The sequence below is a fragment of the Streptomyces sp. NPDC002896 genome, assembly GCF_040295225.1.
Classification (GTDB): domain Bacteria; phylum Actinomycetota; class Actinomycetes; order Streptomycetales; family Streptomycetaceae; genus Streptomyces.
Window position 1 is genome coordinate 1 of sequence record NZ_JBEOVA010000032.1, and the last position, 15,307, is coordinate 15,307.

18 protein-coding genes are annotated in these 15,307 nt (G+C 69.4%); 8 read left to right on the plus strand and 10 right to left on the minus strand.

Going from position 1 to position 15,307, the window contains the following annotated elements; translation table 11 throughout:
• The first annotated feature begins 215 nt into the window (after positions 1-215).
• Positions 216-788: a hypothetical protein gene (locus ABT009_RS37915; RefSeq protein WP_351305628.1), complete on the plus strand. Its 573-nt coding sequence runs from the start codon at positions 216-218 to the stop codon at positions 786-788.
• Positions 770-1,498 carry a hypothetical protein gene (locus ABT009_RS37920; RefSeq protein ID WP_351305629.1) on the plus strand — a complete coding sequence of 243 codons (729 nt, stop codon included), beginning with the start codon at positions 770-772 and terminating at the stop codon, positions 1,496-1,498. Before ABT009_RS37915 ends, ABT009_RS37920 begins: the two co-directional genes overlap by 19 nt.
• 13 nt (positions 1,499-1,511) lie before the next feature.
• Here the strand turns inward: ABT009_RS37920 and ABT009_RS37925 are convergent, their stop codons facing one another.
• Positions 1,512-2,444, minus strand: a complete 933-nt coding sequence (locus tag ABT009_RS37925; protein ID WP_351305631.1) for a DMT family transporter — start codon at positions 2,442-2,444, stop codon at positions 1,512-1,514.
• Between the two features lie 69 nt (positions 2,445-2,513).
• Between ABT009_RS37925 and ABT009_RS37930 the strand changes: the two genes are divergently transcribed.
• From ABT009_RS37930 to ABT009_RS37940, 3 genes are all read left to right on the plus strand, one after another.
• Positions 2,514-3,122, plus strand: a complete 609-nt coding sequence (locus tag ABT009_RS37930) for a TetR/AcrR family transcriptional regulator (protein WP_351305633.1) — start codon at positions 2,514-2,516, stop codon at positions 3,120-3,122.
• Positions 3,123-3,259: 137 nt separating this feature from the next.
• Positions 3,260-4,198 carry a hypothetical protein gene (locus ABT009_RS37935; protein WP_351305635.1) on the plus strand — a complete coding sequence of 313 codons (939 nt, stop codon included), beginning with the start codon at positions 3,260-3,262 and terminating at the stop codon, positions 4,196-4,198.
• A complete protein-coding gene (locus tag ABT009_RS37940; protein ID WP_351305637.1) occupies positions 4,182-4,685 on the plus strand; it encodes a hypothetical protein in 504 nt (167 codons plus the stop codon). The genes ABT009_RS37935 and ABT009_RS37940 overlap by 17 nt, the downstream gene beginning before the upstream one ends.
• A 71-nt stretch (positions 4,686-4,756) precedes the next feature.
• Here ABT009_RS37940 and ABT009_RS37945 read toward each other — a convergent pair whose 3' ends face one another.
• The 4 genes from ABT009_RS37945 to ABT009_RS37960 form a co-directional block, all read right to left on the minus strand.
• Positions 4,757-5,692: a GNAT family N-acetyltransferase gene (locus ABT009_RS37945; protein WP_351305639.1), complete on the minus strand. Its 936-nt coding sequence runs from the start codon at positions 5,690-5,692 to the stop codon at positions 4,757-4,759.
• 115 nt (positions 5,693-5,807) lie between these two features.
• Complete coding sequence (locus ABT009_RS37950; RefSeq protein ID WP_351305641.1) at positions 5,808-6,155, minus strand: YciI family protein; 348 nt, start codon at positions 6,153-6,155, stop codon at positions 5,808-5,810.
• Positions 6,152-7,087 (minus strand): Vgb family protein, encoded by a 936-nt coding sequence (locus ABT009_RS37955; protein WP_351305642.1) that lies wholly within the window; start codon positions 7,085-7,087, stop codon positions 6,152-6,154. Before ABT009_RS37955 ends, ABT009_RS37950 begins: the two co-directional genes overlap by 4 nt.
• Entirely contained in the window at positions 7,084-7,764 is a 681-nt protein-coding gene (locus tag ABT009_RS37960) for a CatB-related O-acetyltransferase (RefSeq protein WP_351305643.1), read from the minus strand. The genes ABT009_RS37955 and ABT009_RS37960 overlap by 4 nt, the downstream gene beginning before the upstream one ends.
• Positions 7,765-7,901: 137 nt before the next feature.
• Here ABT009_RS37960 and ABT009_RS37965 point away from each other — a divergent pair, with 137 nt between their 5' ends.
• Together ABT009_RS37965 and ABT009_RS37970 are read left to right on the plus strand one after the other, a co-directional pair.
• Positions 7,902-8,795: a LysR family transcriptional regulator gene (locus ABT009_RS37965; RefSeq protein ID WP_351305645.1), complete on the plus strand. Its 894-nt coding sequence runs from the start codon at positions 7,902-7,904 to the stop codon at positions 8,793-8,795.
• A gap of 26 nt (positions 8,796-8,821) precedes the next feature.
• Positions 8,822-9,001, plus strand: coding sequence for a hypothetical protein (locus tag ABT009_RS37970; protein ID WP_351305646.1), 180 nt, complete (start codon positions 8,822-8,824; stop codon positions 8,999-9,001).
• Positions 9,002-9,242: 241 nt separating this feature from the next.
• Here the strand turns inward: ABT009_RS37970 and ABT009_RS37975 are convergent, their stop codons facing one another.
• A complete protein-coding gene (locus ABT009_RS37975; protein WP_351305648.1) occupies positions 9,243-10,517 on the minus strand; it encodes a multidrug effflux MFS transporter in 1,275 nt (424 codons plus the stop codon).
• 79 nt (positions 10,518-10,596) lie between these two features.
• On the opposite strand from ABT009_RS37975, the gene ABT009_RS37980 reads away from it, so the two are divergent.
• Positions 10,597-11,070 (plus strand): MarR family winged helix-turn-helix transcriptional regulator, encoded by a 474-nt coding sequence (locus ABT009_RS37980; RefSeq protein WP_351305650.1) that lies wholly within the window; start codon positions 10,597-10,599, stop codon positions 11,068-11,070.
• Positions 11,071-11,207: 137 nt separating this feature from the next.
• Here ABT009_RS37980 and ABT009_RS37985 read toward each other — a convergent pair whose 3' ends face one another.
• Genes ABT009_RS37985 through ABT009_RS38000 form a run of 4 tightly spaced genes read right to left on the minus strand, consistent with a single transcriptional unit; the run spans position 11,208 to position 15,233 of the window.
• Positions 11,208-11,978: an SDR family NAD(P)-dependent oxidoreductase gene (locus tag ABT009_RS37985; protein WP_351305652.1), complete on the minus strand. Its 771-nt coding sequence runs from the start codon at positions 11,976-11,978 to the stop codon at positions 11,208-11,210.
• Complete coding sequence (gene hisD / locus ABT009_RS37990; protein WP_351305654.1) at positions 11,975-13,276, minus strand: histidinol dehydrogenase; 1,302 nt, start codon at positions 13,274-13,276, stop codon at positions 11,975-11,977. The genes ABT009_RS37985 and hisD overlap by 4 nt, the downstream gene beginning before the upstream one ends.
• A gap of 47 nt (positions 13,277-13,323) precedes the next feature.
• Positions 13,324-14,271, minus strand: a complete 948-nt coding sequence (locus ABT009_RS37995; protein WP_351305655.1) for a VOC family protein — start codon at positions 14,269-14,271, stop codon at positions 13,324-13,326.
• On the minus strand, positions 14,268-15,233 hold the full coding sequence (locus ABT009_RS38000) for a fumarylacetoacetate hydrolase family protein (protein WP_351305657.1): 966 nt from the start codon (positions 15,231-15,233) through the stop codon (positions 14,268-14,270). The genes ABT009_RS37995 and ABT009_RS38000 overlap by 4 nt, the downstream gene beginning before the upstream one ends.
• Between the last annotated feature and the right edge of the window lie 74 nt (positions 15,234-15,307).

Here is a 15,307-nt window from a genome sequence, read left to right on the forward strand (position 1 = left end):
CTCAAGTCCCTCGCCGACTACCTCGCCAGGATCGCCCCACCCAACAGTCAAACCGGAACCGACTAACCCTCAGGATTTCCGGCGCAGCACACTAGTTCGACGAAGCAGATCAGGGAGTCCGAGCCTGATGCCAGCCACGGTGACGGAAGATCCCTTGGGCCTCGACTGCGTGTTCTTTCGACGGTTCCCGGGCACAGTGCCTGCTGCGGGAAGACGTGCTGCCGGTGCTCGCGCGGCAGCTGCTGCGGGCCTTGGCGGATCTGGTCGTGCCGCACGGCGGGCTGGGCAGCGCGGGCACGGTCAAGGGACGCCTGTCCGGGATTCATCATCTGCTGCGTGGCCTGCACCAATTGGGTTTCACTGGAGACGCGGGTGCGCTCACCCGCACAGTGCTGGCCGAGTACTGGATGGGGCAGGACAACCGGCATGAGGCGCATGACCGGATGCTGTTGCGGCGCTTGGACGATCTGGAGGGTGTGCTCTCCCCGGACGTGCGGCGCATGGTGGACGGGCGAACGTTCCATCCGCGGCTGATCCGCAACCGGCGGCCGTTGCCGACCTACTCCGAGCGGGAGTGGAAGGCGCTGACCGAGGCAGCCGAGCGGTCGGTGGCTCAGGCGTGGGCCGCACACCGGCAGGCGCTCCAGGACGCGGTCCGTGGTTCTTGCTTCGGCGAGCACGCCAGCGGGCCGCCACCCGCCGCCATCCTGCCTCCGCCGATCGCGACCTGCGGCGCCGTGTCAGCGTCGCCCTGGACTTTCTGGCCTGGATGGACCAACGCGGCTTAGCTCTTGCCGACCTCGCCCAGGAGCACATCGACGACTGGATCGCCGGAGCCACCAGTCAACGCCGCTACCTGATCCGGTACTTCCTGAAGTGGACCACGAGCCGTCGGCTCACCCGCGAGCTCACCGTCCCCTCTATCCCGAGGCAGGAGCCCCAGAACCTGCTCGATGAGGACGATCGATGGTCACTCCTCCAGCGCTGTCTGACTGACGATGTCCTACCTACGGACGTCCGGGCGGCCGGCGCGATCTCCCTGCTGTTCGGTCCGTCCAGCGAGCGCCTTTGCCATCTGACGCCCGAGCACCTCAAGTTCGGCGACAAGCACGCCCACCTCGTCCTGGGCCGCCACCCCGTGTTGCTGCCTCCACGACTCGCCGAGCTCCTTCGCGACCTTGCCGAACAGCCCCAGCTACGGCGGCAGCTCTCGCGAGTCCACGCGGGCCCCAGGTGGCTCTTCCCGGGGATGGTCCCGGGCAAGCCGATCTCGACCCACGGCATGACCCAGAAACTCAACCGGCACGGCATCCCGGTTCGCACCGCGCGCAACGCGGCGTTGGCCTCCCTCGCTGCTGATCTCCCCAGCCCGATCCTCGCCGACGTGACCGGGATGCACCGCCACACAGCACTCCGCTGGGTCGCCTACGCCAGGCGCGACTGGGCCGAATACCTGGCGGCCCGGGCCGCAGACGACGAGGAAGCTCGTCCTCTCTAACCAGGCAGAGGTATCAGGCGCCGTACTTGGCTGGCCTCGCGGCCTCGCCCGTGTCCGCATCCCGCGCGCACACCCTGGTGGATGAGGTGTCACCGCGATGGACGATGACGACTGCTGCGAGGCCGACGGCCAGGCCGAGAGCGGTCTGCGGACCGAACGTTTCGCCGAACATGAGGGCTCCCCAGACTGCCGTGACCGGGGCCATGAGGAACATGAGCGTGTTGACCTTGGTAACTCCAGAGCGCCTCAGGATGAGCCAGTACAGCCCGTATCCGCCGAAGGTCGACAAGGCTACGAGCCAGAGGATCGCGGCCCAGAACGAGAGTTCAGCGGGCGGCTTCGCGGCTCCGACGCTCACGGCAAGTGCCGTGAAGATGACGGCACTGGTGGCGCAGTGGACGGTCAGCGACACCGCGGGCGCGACCCGCGTGCGGGAGCGGCTTTCGAGGAACGTGGCCGCCACCAGCGAGAACATGCCGAGGAAGGGGATGAGATAGGCCCACCAGGCCGCACCGGTGCCGACCGCGGCATCGGCCATGGTGACGATGGCGACGCCACTCACCCCCAGGCACAGGCCGAGCCACTGCTTGTGTGAGACGTGCTGACGCAACAACGGTCCGGCAAGTGCTCCGGCGACGAGGGGCTGGACGCCGTCGATCAGGGCTGTGGTGCCGCTGGAGACCCCGAGTTGGATCGCGTAGTAGACGGTGAGCAGATAGCCGCTCTGCGACAGCATGCCGATCATGGCCTGCCGGGCCACATCCCGCACCGCGAGGTCCCGCCACGACGTTCTGGAGACGGTGGCAATGACGATCAGAATGACGGCCAACGGCAGGAACCGCCACATCAGGATCGTGACCGCAGACGCACTGCCCGCGCCGAGCTTGGCTCCGATGAACCCGGAACTCCAGCAGATCACGAAGGCGATCGAGAGCAGGAAGTTCACGCCTCACCCTCCACTAAACAGATCGGTATACCCATCGACTCACTATACAGATCGGTATACTCCTGAGGTATGGGCACTACCGAGAGGCCGCGACGGATCACGATGACGCCTGCCGCACGGCGCGTCCTGGAGGCCGCCGCGAGGCTGTTCTACGAGCGCGGCATCCATGCCGTCGGGGTGGACCTGATCGCCGACGAGGCCGGGGTGACGAAAAAGACCCTCTACGACCGGTTCGGTTCCAAGGAGCAGATCGTCGTGGAGTACCTCGCGGATCGTGATGAACGCTGGCGGGCCTTCCTCGCCCAGCGCCTCGACGCCGCACAGCCGGTGTCGGCAGCGCGCGTCCTGGCCGTCTTCGATGCCTCACGCGCGTGGTCGGCGAAGAACAGTTCGAAGGGGTGCAGCATGGTCAACGCCCACGCCGAGATCAGCGATCCGTCCCACCCGGCCTACGCAATCATCACCGGGCAAAAGCAGTGGATGCTCGCCCTGTTCACCGACCTCGCCGGGGACATCACCCCGGACGGGGCCGACTATCTGGGCCGAACGCTCATGCTGCTTCACGAAGGAGCGCTCGTCGCCCACGGCCTAAACATCCTCGCGGACCCCATCAGCCATGCCCGCGAACAGGCGCAAGCTCTCCTTGCCGCCACTGGGAACTCCGCAGCGAAGCGGTGAGGCGACACCCGAAAGATCGTTTCCGTGAGCCGGAAAGAGGGGGAATAGCGCACGGTCGGAATAAGCCCCCTCCGCCAGTACTGATCGAACTCCCCCTCGACTGCCAGCTCGCGCCCCGCTCCAACGGTCCGGACCGGGTGCGGCACCGCCTCAAGAGCAAGGTCATCAAGAGCCGCGGTCACGGCGGGAGTTGGGACGAGTGGGTCGTGGTCCCCGAGGCATACGAGGCCGCCGACATCGCCCGCAAGCTCGCCGACCCCGGCGCCGCACACCTCTTCCCCGCCCATCTCGACCTATGCGGCCGCTACCGGGACCTGCGGGAGTGGATCAACAGCGACGAGGGACAGCGGCTGGGCCTGCCGCACCTGCCCAACGACGCCATCACACCCCGCGTCCTGCGCCGCACCCTGGCCGTCGAACTCGCCCACCGGCCCGGCGGCCTGTTCGCGGCGAAGCTGCAGCTCAAGCACCTGTCCGTCACCACCACCGAGGGATATGCGAACCGTCCCGGCGGAGCACAGGCCGTCTTCCTGGCCGAGGTTGGCAAGGAAGAAGAGTCCCGCAATCAGACGCTGACGCTGCAGGCGTTCCGCGACTACCAGGCCGGCTGTCGCCCCTCCGGGCCCGGTGCCCGGGACCTGCTGGCGTTCTTCGCCAGTGTCGAGCGCCAGCTGGAGGAGCTGGACGTGACGGCTCCGACGGTGAAACGAAGCGACCAGGAGCTGATCAACCTACTGGCCGGACGGGCCGGGGCCCTGCACCTTGGGCTGGCGAACTACTGCTGGTTCCTCGATCCCGGCAAAGCACTGTGCCTCAAGCTCGCCCGCAGCTCCGACCGCAGCCGGCCGCTGGCCGGAATGTGCGACTCGGCCCGCTGCCCGCAGGCCACCCACCACTCCTGTCACCGCGATGTATGGGCGACCTCGGCCGCCACCAGCCGGGCCTTCATCAGCAAGATCGGACGCGGACAGAGGACCGAGCGAGCACGACTCACCGTCGAAGCCGAACGCGCCGAACGCATCGTCGCCGGCATCGACGCCGCAGATCACGGAGAGTCCCATGGGCCAGATCAGTAGCACCGAACGCCGACGCGCCGAGGAAGCGATCCGGGCAGCCATGGACCGCCTCCTTCGCGGAGAACTCCCATCCGGCGGCCGATGCGACCTCAAGACGCTGGCCGCGGAGGCCGGGATCAACCGCACCGGCTTCTATCCGAAGAAGGACCCCAACGGCACCGTACGGGCCGGCCCATACCAGCACCTCGCCGACGAATTCGTACGCCGACTGAAGGCACTGCACGAAGCGGGCACACTCCCGGACCCCCGAGACGCCCAGATCGCTCGCCTGAAGGCCGAGAACGACACCCTCCGGGACCGTATCGCCCGCCAGAACGCAACGCTCGAGAACCTGACCGAGTTCAAGATCCTTGCGCTGTCCCGCATCGCCGCCCAGCACGAGGAGATCACCCGGCTGCGCAGCCCTCAGCCCGCCACCGGTACGCCACTCGTGGCCCGCCTTACGACCGTTCCCGGCGGCAGCCAGACCATCGGCTCCTGCAGCTGACGCACATGCGAAGGTCTACTGCGCGGGGCGAAGGTCGTTTGGGGAGAGATCCGGAGGCGCAGCAGAGGGGGTCAGTCCCAGACCAGGTTGAGGGAGCGTTCGAAGGTGACGTATCCGGCACGGGCGAAGGCTTGCGCCATGGGGACGTTGCCGAGGTCCGTCGATGCCCTGATCCGGTCGACGCCCTCGGCGGCCAGGATGCGGGTGCCCTCGGCGAGGATCTCGTCGATGTAGCCGTTGCCGCGGTGTGCGGGCAGGACGCCGATGTACGCGATGATCGGGTGGTAGCTGTTGCGGGCCGGGACCACGAAGCCCACCGGACCGCCACCGTCGGGCAGTTCAGCGATGCGCCACCATTCGTGCGGGCTCTTGAACCTAGCGAACTCTCCGTCGTAGTGCCGTTCCGCCGCCTCGCGCGGGCTCAGTCCGGATGCTAGGTCCGCCTGGCCGTGGGCGTCGAGGGTGCCCTCCATGACCGGGGTCATCAGGGCGAGGAGGTCCTCGCGGTCGGCAACCGGGCGGAAGACGAGACGCTCCTTGGGTTCCGGGAGCAGGGACGACGGGGTCCACTGCAGCCGCAGCCGCTCGACCAGCAGCCGTGCGCCCGTGCTCTCCAGCACGCGCGTGCGTGATTCGACCACCTCGCGGGCTGCGGGCTCATGATGCCAGTCGGGCGGGACGAAGCGGCCGTACTCCGGCAGCTTTGCGCCCGCCGGGAAGACGGTCGTCGTCGCCGTCTTGAACAGCCGCAGGCCGATCTCGTCGCGGTCGGCCCGGGGCAGCGTGTCGTCGATGTCGAAGAAGTCGAACTGCAGCGGGATGTCACCGCCTGGGGTCGTCCACCAGGCGAGCCGGGCGAGGAGACGGTCGCCGTCCAGGGCCACCCAGGTCCACTCGGGGCGGCGGCATCCGTTGGCGAAGTCGTCGGTCAGTTCGTGGTCGAGGACGTAGGAGAGCCGGCAGAAGAGGTCGATTTCCTCGGGGCCGGTCAGAGGTCGGTAGCTCACCGATGTCAGTGTCAAGTCAACTCCTGTGAAGGGGTACAGCGCTCTGGAACCGGTGTGTGGTGCTGGTCAGGCACGCCGGGTGTCCGGGCAGAGGGCGTCGTGAGCCGCATGGTGGTCAGGCCGATTCGAGGATCGGGCGGATTTCGAGCGCCTCCGGGGTGGGGAAGCCGCGGGCCAGCTCGATGGCCTCGGCGTGGTCGGCAACGTCCAGTACGAACCAGCCGCCGAGGGTTTCCTCGCCGCTGTGGACGGGCCCCTCGGTCACCGCCACGGAGCCGTCCGCCGTCTTGCGCACGGTGACGGGGCCCTGGTGCTCTGTGTCGAGGGCGTCGCCGCCCGCCAGCTTGCCCGCCGCCGCGAGCTCGCCGATCCACGTCTCGTACGCCTTCCGGTAGGCGTCGCGGTCGGCCTGGATCCGGGCGCGTGACGCATGCGTCTCGAAGATCACGAGGGCGTATTTCATGAGGGGTTCCTCTGTTCGGTGTTCCTGGTGGTGATGTTGGTTGTGGTGGTGGTCGGTTCGATGCGGGCCAGTGCGCCTGTCTCCAGGGCCGTCCACACGGCGCCGTCCGGGCCCACCGTGATCCCATGCGGCTCGGAGGCCGGGGTGGGCAGGTCGTGGACGGTGACCGTGCCGTCGGAGGTGATCGAGCCGACGCGGTTGCCGCCCCACTCGGTGAACCACGCCGTGCCGTCGGCGTCGGTGGTGACGGCGTGCGGCCGGGCCGAGCGGTCGGGCAGCGGGTACTCGGTGATCCGGCCGTCGGGCATTCTGCGACCGATCTGACCGGCCGCAATCTCGGTGAACCAGACGCCGCCGTCCGGGCCCGCGGCGATACCCACCGGCGCGGCCGCCTCGGTGGGCAGCTCGTGGACCGTGATGCGGCCGTCCATGCCGATGTGGCCGATGGCGTTGGCCTGGTTCATCGTGAACCACATCGCGTCCCCGGCCGCGGCGATCGCCGAGGGGAACGCGCCGGTGCGGGGCAGCGGGTACTCCGTGACCGTTCCGTCGGTGGTGAGGCGGCCGATGCGGTCGGCGGCGGTCTCGGTGAACCACAGCGCGCCGTCCGGCCCCGCGGCGATGCCGAAGGGACTGCACTGCGCGGTCGGCAGCGCGAACTCCGTCACCCGGCCGGCCGTCGTGATCCGGCCGATCCGGTGCGCCCGGTACTCGGTGAACCACAGTGCGCCGTCCGGCCCGTTGCTGATGACCGTCGGACCGCTGTCCCCGGCGAGCTGATGTCTGGTCGGCTCCTGTCCCGGGACGAGCCGACCGATCTGGCCGCTGTGCACCAGGGTGAACCACAGCGCGCCGTCCGGGCCGGTGGTGATCGCGTACGGGCCGCTGTCGCGACCGGACACCGCATACTCCTCGACGGTCCGCGTTGTCACTGCTGCTGCTCCAGACCTTCGGCGGCGGCGATGCGCTCGATGTCCTGCGGGGAACCGGCCATGATGGTGCGGGCATGCGCGGTCACCAGCTCGACGGGCCAGTCCCACCAGGCGACGCGCACGAGCCGTTCGATGCCGCTGTCGTCGAAGCGCTGTCTGATCGTCCTGGCCGGGTTCCCGCCCACGATGGTGTAGGGTGGCACGTCGGCGGTGACCATCGCACCGGCCGCGATCACGGCACCGTCGCCGATCCGTACCCCCGGCATCACGGTGGCTCCGTATCCGAACCACACGTCGTTGCCGACCACCGTGTCTCCGCGGCTGGGCATGCCGGTGACGATGTCGAGGGTCTGCTCGGCCCACTGAACGCCGAACATGGTGAAGGGGAAGGTGGACACCCCCATCGACGGGTGGTCGGCGCCCGCCATCAGGAACCGGGTGCCCGTGGCGATCGCGCAGTACTTGCCGATGATCAGCCGTTCCGGACCGTAGGCGTACAGCACATTGCGCTGCGCGAAGTCGGTCGCGCCGTCGGGGTCGTCGTAGTAGGTGAAGTCACCTGCCACGACGTTCGTCCCGGCGACCAGTGGCTTGAGGAAGACGACCCGCTCGTGGGCAGGCAGCGGATGGATGGTGGCCGGGTCAGGTGTCCGGGCAGCGCTCGGGTCAGATGTCACGCGGGAATCTCTCCGTGGGGGTTCGTGCTCGGTGGGCGGGGCCCGGGGTTACCCAGCATGCGTACCGGGCAGCCCGGGAACAACAGCCGATCTTGCTATGGTCGTTAACCCAGAGGTTCACGAATCCGGGGGACAGGATGGAACTGCGGGACATAGAGATCTTCCTGACGCTCGCGGAGGAGCTCCACTTCGGCCGCAGCGCCGAACGCCTGCATGTCTCCCCAGCCCGTGTCAGCCAGGCGATCAAGAAACAGGAACGGGTCATCGGCGCCCAGCTCTTCGAGCGAACCAGCCACCACGTTCGGATGACCCCCGTCGGAGAAGTGCTGCTCCAGCGGCTGAAGCCGGCATACGAGGGCATCCAGGAAGCCATGGCGGAGGTGACCACCATCGCCCGCCATTCGGCCGGCACGCTGACGCTGGGGGTCATGGGCGCACAGATGCATGACATGCGCCCGGTCCTGACCCACTTCCGGGCCCGGCACCCGTCCGTCGAACTCAGGTTCCGGGAAGTGTTCTTCAGCGATCCGTTCGGAGCCTTGCGGTCCGGTGAGGTCGACGCAGTGACCACCTGGCTGCCGGTCCGCGAGCCGGACTTGACCGTCGGAGTGGTGCTGCGCGAGGAACCACTCCACCTGATGGTGGCCGCGGATCATCCGCTCGCCCGGCAGGAGTCGGTGAGCATGGAGGTGCTCGGCGACCACATGGTGCCGCGCCTGAAGGGCCCCATTCCCGCCTACTGGGAGACCGCCGTGCTGCCGGCCCGCACACCCGCCGGACGCCCCGTCCGCCGCGGCCCGGCCGTCGCCACCTTCTACGAGATCCTTGCCCTCGTCGCGGCAGGCGAAGCGGTGTGCACAGTCCCTGACGAGGGACGGCGCTACAACGCGCAGACCGACGTCGTCTACCTCCCCCTCCACGATGCCCCGCCCGTCCAGTGGGCCCTGATCTGGCGCACGGACCGCGCGACCCCACTGGTACGCGCACTCGCCGACGCGGCGACGGACTGCGGCGACGCAACTGCGCGGTAGAGACGGGATGTGCCGGCGTCGGTGTCGTGTCCCTCGGTGCCATCGTCCGCGCCACCAAGCCCGCCACCACCCACAAGCCCGAGGCAAGCGCGGCCAGCGATTCCGGCTGCGGCGTCACCGCCTACTGCACGCCCACCGAGCAGGCAGACGACCCGAACAGCACCGTCTCCGAAGCCAAGAGCGCCGTCGGCAGCAACTGCGGCTGACAGTACGCCGGTTCGGTTCGTCACCCCCGAGGGGTGACGTCCAACAAGCCTGCAGCGCGATACGACCTCCCGCTTCGGCGGGACATGAAGTCCCGCGCTGGTCCAGCTGAACGAGACGCGACCAGCGCGGGACACACTCACTGCGCAAACATGGCCGGCGTCGAAGGCATGAGCGGCGTACGGAGCGGCGGACGAAGCGCCGGAGGGAGGGTGCGCGCGGGGGCCGCGCTGGTGGTTGGCGTCAGCCGCGTGCCGCGGGGCGCGCGGCATTGGCGGCCTCGACGTCCATGGCCGCGCTGTCGGCCGCCGCGACAGGAGCCGCACCACGCGTCACCAGACGTGCCCCCAAGCCCAGCAGGGCAGCGATCACCAGGGTGAGCCCCATCGGCACTCCGGTGTCGTCACCACCCAGCCCCACCAGGGGCGAGACCAGCGCGCCCATGCCGAACTGCAGGGCACCCATGAGAGCAGCCGCCGTCCCCGCCGCGTACGGGGCACGGCCGATGGCCAGCGCCGAGGCGTTGCCCATGACGAAGGCGTGCGAGCAGGTGAGCGCGAACAGGGCCGGCAGAACGGCCGCTGCCGGCAGTCCGGCCGCCAGCAGCGCCAGCAGCACCGCCGAGAAGACCAGGACGGCGGCCTGTCCGGCCCGCAGCAGCGCCTCCGGGGCGAAGCGGCCCACGAGGCGCGAGCTGACCAGCCCGGACGCCACCATCCCGAGGGCATTGGCCGCGAAGTCGAGGGTGTACGCGGTGGTGGACAGGCCAAGGACGTTCCCGACGACGAAGGGCGACGCCGAGATGTAACCCATCAGACTGGCGAAACCGAGCGCGAAGGAGAAGGTGTACCCGAGATAGCCGCGGTCGGCGACGAGGCGGCGCATGACACGGCCCGTCTCGGCGAGGCCGCCCGCGTGCCGCTGCGCCTTCGGCAGTGACTCGGACACGACGAAGAGCGAGCCCAGCAGCATCAGGGCCGATATCCCGGTCAGGACCCAGAAGATGCCTCGCCATCCGGCCGATCCCGCCAGCGCGCCGCCCGCCAGCGGGGCGACGACCGGGGCGATACCGCCGATGCTGGCGAGCAGCGAGAACACCTTGGCCGCGGCGGGCCCCGACGTACGGTCCGCGGCGACCGCGCGGGCGATGACGATGCCCGCCGAGCCGGCGAAGCCCTGGACGAAGCGCAGCGCGACGAGCATCCAGATGTTCGGTGCCAGGGCGCACAGGGCTCCGGCCACGACGGCCACGGCGGTGGCGATGATCAGCGGGCGGCGGCGGCCGTAGCGGTCGGACAGCGGGCCGATGACGAGCTGGCCCGCGGCGAGGCCGATGAGGAAGGTGGTCAGGGTCAGCTGCACGCTGGACGCACCGGTGCCCAGATCGGCGGCGACCTCCGTGAACGAGGGCAGGTACATGTCCGTGGCGAACGGAGCGACGGCCGACAGCAGCGCGAGGACCGCGAGGAGCACTCCGGACACACCGGGCTTGGTCGGGGTGGCGGGGGCTTCGGACACGGGGTTCTCCAGCGGCGAGGGCGGCACATGAGCAAGACAACGTTATTTATGAATCCATAAATAAACTAGCATGAGAGCCATGAGTGGCCGCCATACCTCCCTCAGGGAGTTCACCCCCGCCCTGCGCGACACGGCACGCATCCTGCTGCGTGCCGCCGAACAGCGCGCCGGCGTCCATCCCCTGCCGCCGTCGGAGGCGGACATGATGCGGCTGATCGTCCGCGACCCCGGGGTGAGTCCTGGCCGGCTCGCGACCGAGCTGCTGATGAAGCCCAGCAACGTCAGCGCGGCGCTGCGGCACCTCACCGAGCACGGTCTGGTCAGCCGCGAGACCGATCCGGCGGACCGCCGCGCCACCCGCGTCCTGCCGACGCCGCAGGCCGTCACGAACGCCCGGCGCATCGAGGACACCTGGGCCCACCTGATCGACGAGGTGCTGGACGACCTCGACCCCGGTGACGCCCAAACCCTCCTGCACGCTCTGCCGGCGCTGCGCGCACTGGAGGCCGCCTTGCGGGCACGGCACAGCGCCCCGCAGACGGCCTCCTCATAGCGATATAGCGATATTCGGTTGTCGGGCGCCCACAGATCAGGGCCATAGCGGTTTTCGGTTGCCGGGCGTCCAGGGACCAGCCATGCCCGTGCGCGGTCTACCCGTGGTTCTGACAGGACATCTGCCGGGGACCTGGATCAGGCCGGCGCGATCATCCCCGCCGACAGATCGATGTCGGCCCCGCACAGCCCCGGCATCGCGAGCATCGCCACCAGCGCCTTGGCCACCTCGTCCTCCTCGACCAGCCGGTGGAGTGCGGCCCGTGAGGCGAAGGCCCGCTCGGCCTCCTCCACGGTCGTACCGCTCAGCTCGGCCTCCAGCCGGAAGTTGCGGTCCATGCGCGGCCCGCGCACCGGCCCCGGCGACAGGGAGTTGACGGCGACGCCACGCGGACCGACCTCGCCCGCCAGGGTGCGGGTCAGTCCCAGCAGCGCCATCTTGGAGGCCGTGTACGGGGTGCGGTGGAGCAAGGGCCGTTTGCCGCTGACCGATGCGATGTTGACGATGTCGCCTCGGCCGGCGGCCAGCATCGGCGGCAGGAACGCCCGGCACACCAGGTAGACGCCGCGTACGTTGGCGGCGAACACGTCGTCCCACTCGTCCGGCTCGATGTCCGTGAGCGGCTTCACCGGGCCCGCGACGCCCGCGTTGTTGACGAGGACCGAGATGTCCTCGTCGTCGAGTTCGGCGGCCAGGGCCGTCACGGACTCCGGGTCCGACACGTCGCACACCGCCGCACGCGCCCGTCCGCCCTCCTTGATCACCCGGGCCGACGCGTCCACGAGGGCCTGTTCGTTCCGGCCGACCAGGATCACCCGGGCCCCGGCGCCCGCCAGGGCCAGCGCGAACGCGCGCCCCAGCGGTCCGCCCCCGCCCGTGATCAGCGCCGTACGTCCGTGCAGGGTCATGCGGTGTTCCACGGCAGCTCGTCGCCGGCGGCCTTCGCGGCCCGTACGTCACCGGAGCGCGCATGCCCCTCGAACAGCTCGACGCGCGAGGCGCGCCCGCACAGCCGGCCGAGCAGCGCCTGCGAACCCGTGTCGGTGACCTCCTGGTACGTCACCGTCTTCAGGTACTTGCCGACCCACAGGCCACCGGTGTAGCGGGCGGCTCCGCGGGTGGGCAGAACATGGTTCGTGCCGATGACCTTGTCGCCGAAGGAGACACAGGTGCCCTCGCCGAGGAACAGGGCGCCGTACTGGGTCATCCGCTCCAGTGCCAGACGCGGCTCGGCGGTCAGTACCTCGACGTGCTCGAAGGCGAACTCGTCCGCGAGCGCGTACAGCTCGTCGAGCGAGTCGACGACGTGCACCTGACCGTGGTCGCGCCAGGCGGGCTCCGCGAAGTCGCGGGTCGGCATGGACGGCAGCAGTCGCTCCACCTCGGCGATGGTCTTCTCGGCGACCTCGCTCGATGTGGTGATGAGGACGGCCGGGGAGTCCGGGCCGTGCTCGGCCTGGGAGAGCAGGTCGACCGCGCAGGTGAAGGGGTCGGCGTCGTCGTCAGCGAGCACCAGTATCTCCGTCGGGCCGGCGAAGAGGTCGATGCCGATCTCGCCGAAGAGCTGCCGCTTGGCCTCGGCCACATACGCGTTGCCGGGTCCGGCGATCAGGTTCACGGGCTGCATCGAGTCCGTCCCGACGGCCATGGCGGCCACCGCCTGGACGCCGCCGAGCAGCCAGATCTCGTCCGCGCCCGCCAGGTGCATGGCGGCGACGGTGGCGGCCGGGATCTCGCCGTGGATGGGCGGCGTGCAGGCGACGACGCGCGGTACGCCGGCGACCTTGGCGGTGACGATGGTCATGTGGGCGGAGGCGGTGAGCGGGTAACGGCCGCCGGGGATGTACGCGCCCGCGGCCTGCACGGGAATGTGCTTCTGCCCGAGCCGCACGCCCGGGAGGGTCTCCACCTCGAACTCGCCCAGGGAGTCCAACTGGTGGCGGGCGAAGGTGCGTACCTGGTCCTGGACGAACCGGATGTCGTCGATGACCTGCTGGGGCACCGACGCGACGATCTTCTGGACCTCCTCGTCGCTCAGGCGGAAGGACTCCGGGCTCCAGTTGTCGAACTTCTCGGAGTACTCGCGTACGGCCTTGTCGCCGCGTTCGCGGATGTCCGCGATGACGCCGGTGACGGTCTCGCGTACCTGGTCGAGGGAGGCGGTGACCTGTGCCCGGGGTACGGCGTGCTTCAGGATGGCTGCCACAGCTGCGGCCTTTCTCAAGGAAGTCAGGGAGTCTCAGCGGAGTCGGATCAGACGGGCGGCGCTTCGAAGAGCACGTCGGGGTCGTTGAACTGCTCCTTGGCGACCGACTCGCTCATCGGGTCGGCGGTGCCCCACTGGTCCTGGGTGATCGGGTCGTCGACGTCGTGGCGGCCCGGGTGCCACCGGTCCTCTTCCAGTACGGCGAGTTCGGTCGTGTACTCGACGGTGTTGCCGTGCGGGTCGTGGAAGTAGGAGAAGGTGTTGTCGCCCGCGAGATGGCGGCCCGGCCCCCAGGTGAGCCGCGTCCCCGCGCGCAGCGCCCGCCCCGTTCCGCGCATGTACTCCTCGACGCCCCGCATCTCGAACGAGGCGTGGTGCAGGGAGACATGGGGTCCGCGCGCGATGGCGAACGAGTGGTGGAGCGGGCTGCACCGCAGGAAGTACATGAGGTCGCCCATGTGCGTGGAGTACAGCGTGTCGGTGAGGCGGAAGCCCAGGTGCTGGATGTAGAAGTCCCGCAGCCCTTCCGGGTCCTGGGAGTTGACCACGCAGTGCGAGAGCCGGACGGGGATGGCCTCGCGCTCTTCGATCTTGCGGTGCGTGCGGGTCTCGACTTCCGCGGAGACCTCGACGACCCGCCCGTCCGGGTCGAAGAAGCGCAGGCCGTAGCCGCCGCCGGGGGTGTCCAGGTGCCTCGGCTCATGGACGAGTCGGACTCCGGCCCGCCCGAGCCGCACGGCCAGTTCGTCGACGGCGGCCGGTGAGACGGCGCCGAAGGCCACCAGGTCCATTCGCTTCCGCTTGTCCTTGCGGATCCGCACGACGTACTGCTCGGGGCTGCCCTCGGCAGCGAAGAAGGCGAGGCCGCTGTCGCCGGCGACCTCGGTCAGGCCCCAGGTGGTGCCGTAGAAGGCGCGCTGTCGGTCGAAGTCCGGTACGGCCAGGTCGACGTGGCGCAGATGGGTGATGGGCTGGAAGCTCTGGGAAGTCGTCACTGTCCGCTCCTGACGGTGTTGCGCTGGTGGCCCAGGCCCGTGATCTCGGCCTCCATCACGTCCCCGGGCTTCAGGAAGACACCCCAGTGCGCGCCGTTTCCCGCCGGTGACCCGGTGAGCAGGAGGTCGCCGGGGTGCAGGGTCGTGGTCGTGGAGACGTAAGCGATGAGCCGCGGGATGTCGAAGATCATGTCCTTGGTGGACTCGTCCTGGCGGACAACTCCGTTGTGGCGCAGGGTGATCCGCAGGTCGTTCGGGTCGCCGACGAAGGCCGCCGGGACGAGGAAGGGTCCGGTCGGCAGGAAGGTGTCCGCGTTCTTGGCGGTGAACCAGTCGGTGCCGATGGCCTTCAGGTCCGGCCGGTAGAGGCGGTCGCGGGTGGTGAGGTCGTTGCAGACGGTGTAGGCGGCGACGTACGCCATCGCCTCCTCGGCCGGGATGTTCTTGCCCGACTTGCCGATGACGAGGGCGAGTTCCAGCTCCCAGTCGTGCTGTTCGCCGAGCGTGGGGAGCACGATGTCGTCGTACGGGCCGCACATCGCGCGCGGCGAGCCGAGGAACACGTACGGGATACCGCTGCGGATCCGCTCGTCCATCATCTTCTCGGCGTCGACGCGGGCCTCCTCGGGGGTGGCGCCGTGCACGCTCTCCTTCTCGGCGGCCACCAGATCGACCACGTGCTTGCGGTAGTTGGCGCCGCTCTGCAGGATCTGGCCCGGCTCGATAGGGGTCAGCACGCGCAGGTCGGCCAGGTCGTGCCAGGTGCCGTCGGCCGAGCGGGCCAGGTCGTCGAGGCGGGGCAGCCAGGTGTCCCAGCCGTCGATGAGAGCGCGTACGGACGGCACCTGATCGGACAGGTCGCGTACACGCGCCCCGGTGACCAGGCCGGGGAAGGCGTTTGCACTGTTGCTGAACGTGCCGAGCGCGAACGGTCCGGCGTGGGTCGGTAGTGGATCGGGCACGGGCGGCTCTCCTCGTACGGATTCGGGGGCTCGCCTTCGACGCTAGGCAGCCGCGCGGGGCGGCGGAAATGGCC

Excerpts from the sequence above, each read along its gene's own strand:
- ABT009_RS37920 (WP_351305629.1), top strand. The coding sequence starts at position 770 with ATGGACCAACGCGGCTTAGCTCTTGCCGACCTCGCCCAGGAGCACATC.
- ABT009_RS37930 (WP_351305633.1), top strand. The coding sequence starts at position 2,514 with ATGGGCACTACCGAGAGGCCGCGACGGATCACGATGACGCCTGCCGCA.
- ABT009_RS37940 (WP_351305637.1), top strand. The coding sequence starts at position 4,182 with ATGGGCCAGATCAGTAGCACCGAACGCCGACGCGCCGAGGAAGCGATC.
- ABT009_RS37950 (WP_351305641.1), bottom strand. The coding sequence starts at position 6,155 with ATGAAATACGCCCTCGTGATCTTCGAGACGCATGCGTCACGCGCCCGG.
- ABT009_RS37965 (WP_351305645.1), top strand. The coding sequence starts at position 7,902 with ATGGAACTGCGGGACATAGAGATCTTCCTGACGCTCGCGGAGGAGCTC.
- ABT009_RS37980 (WP_351305650.1), top strand. The coding sequence starts at position 10,597 with ATGAGTGGCCGCCATACCTCCCTCAGGGAGTTCACCCCCGCCCTGCGC.
- ABT009_RS37985 (WP_351305652.1), bottom strand. The coding sequence starts at position 11,978 with ATGACCCTGCACGGACGTACGGCGCTGATCACGGGCGGGGGCGGACCG.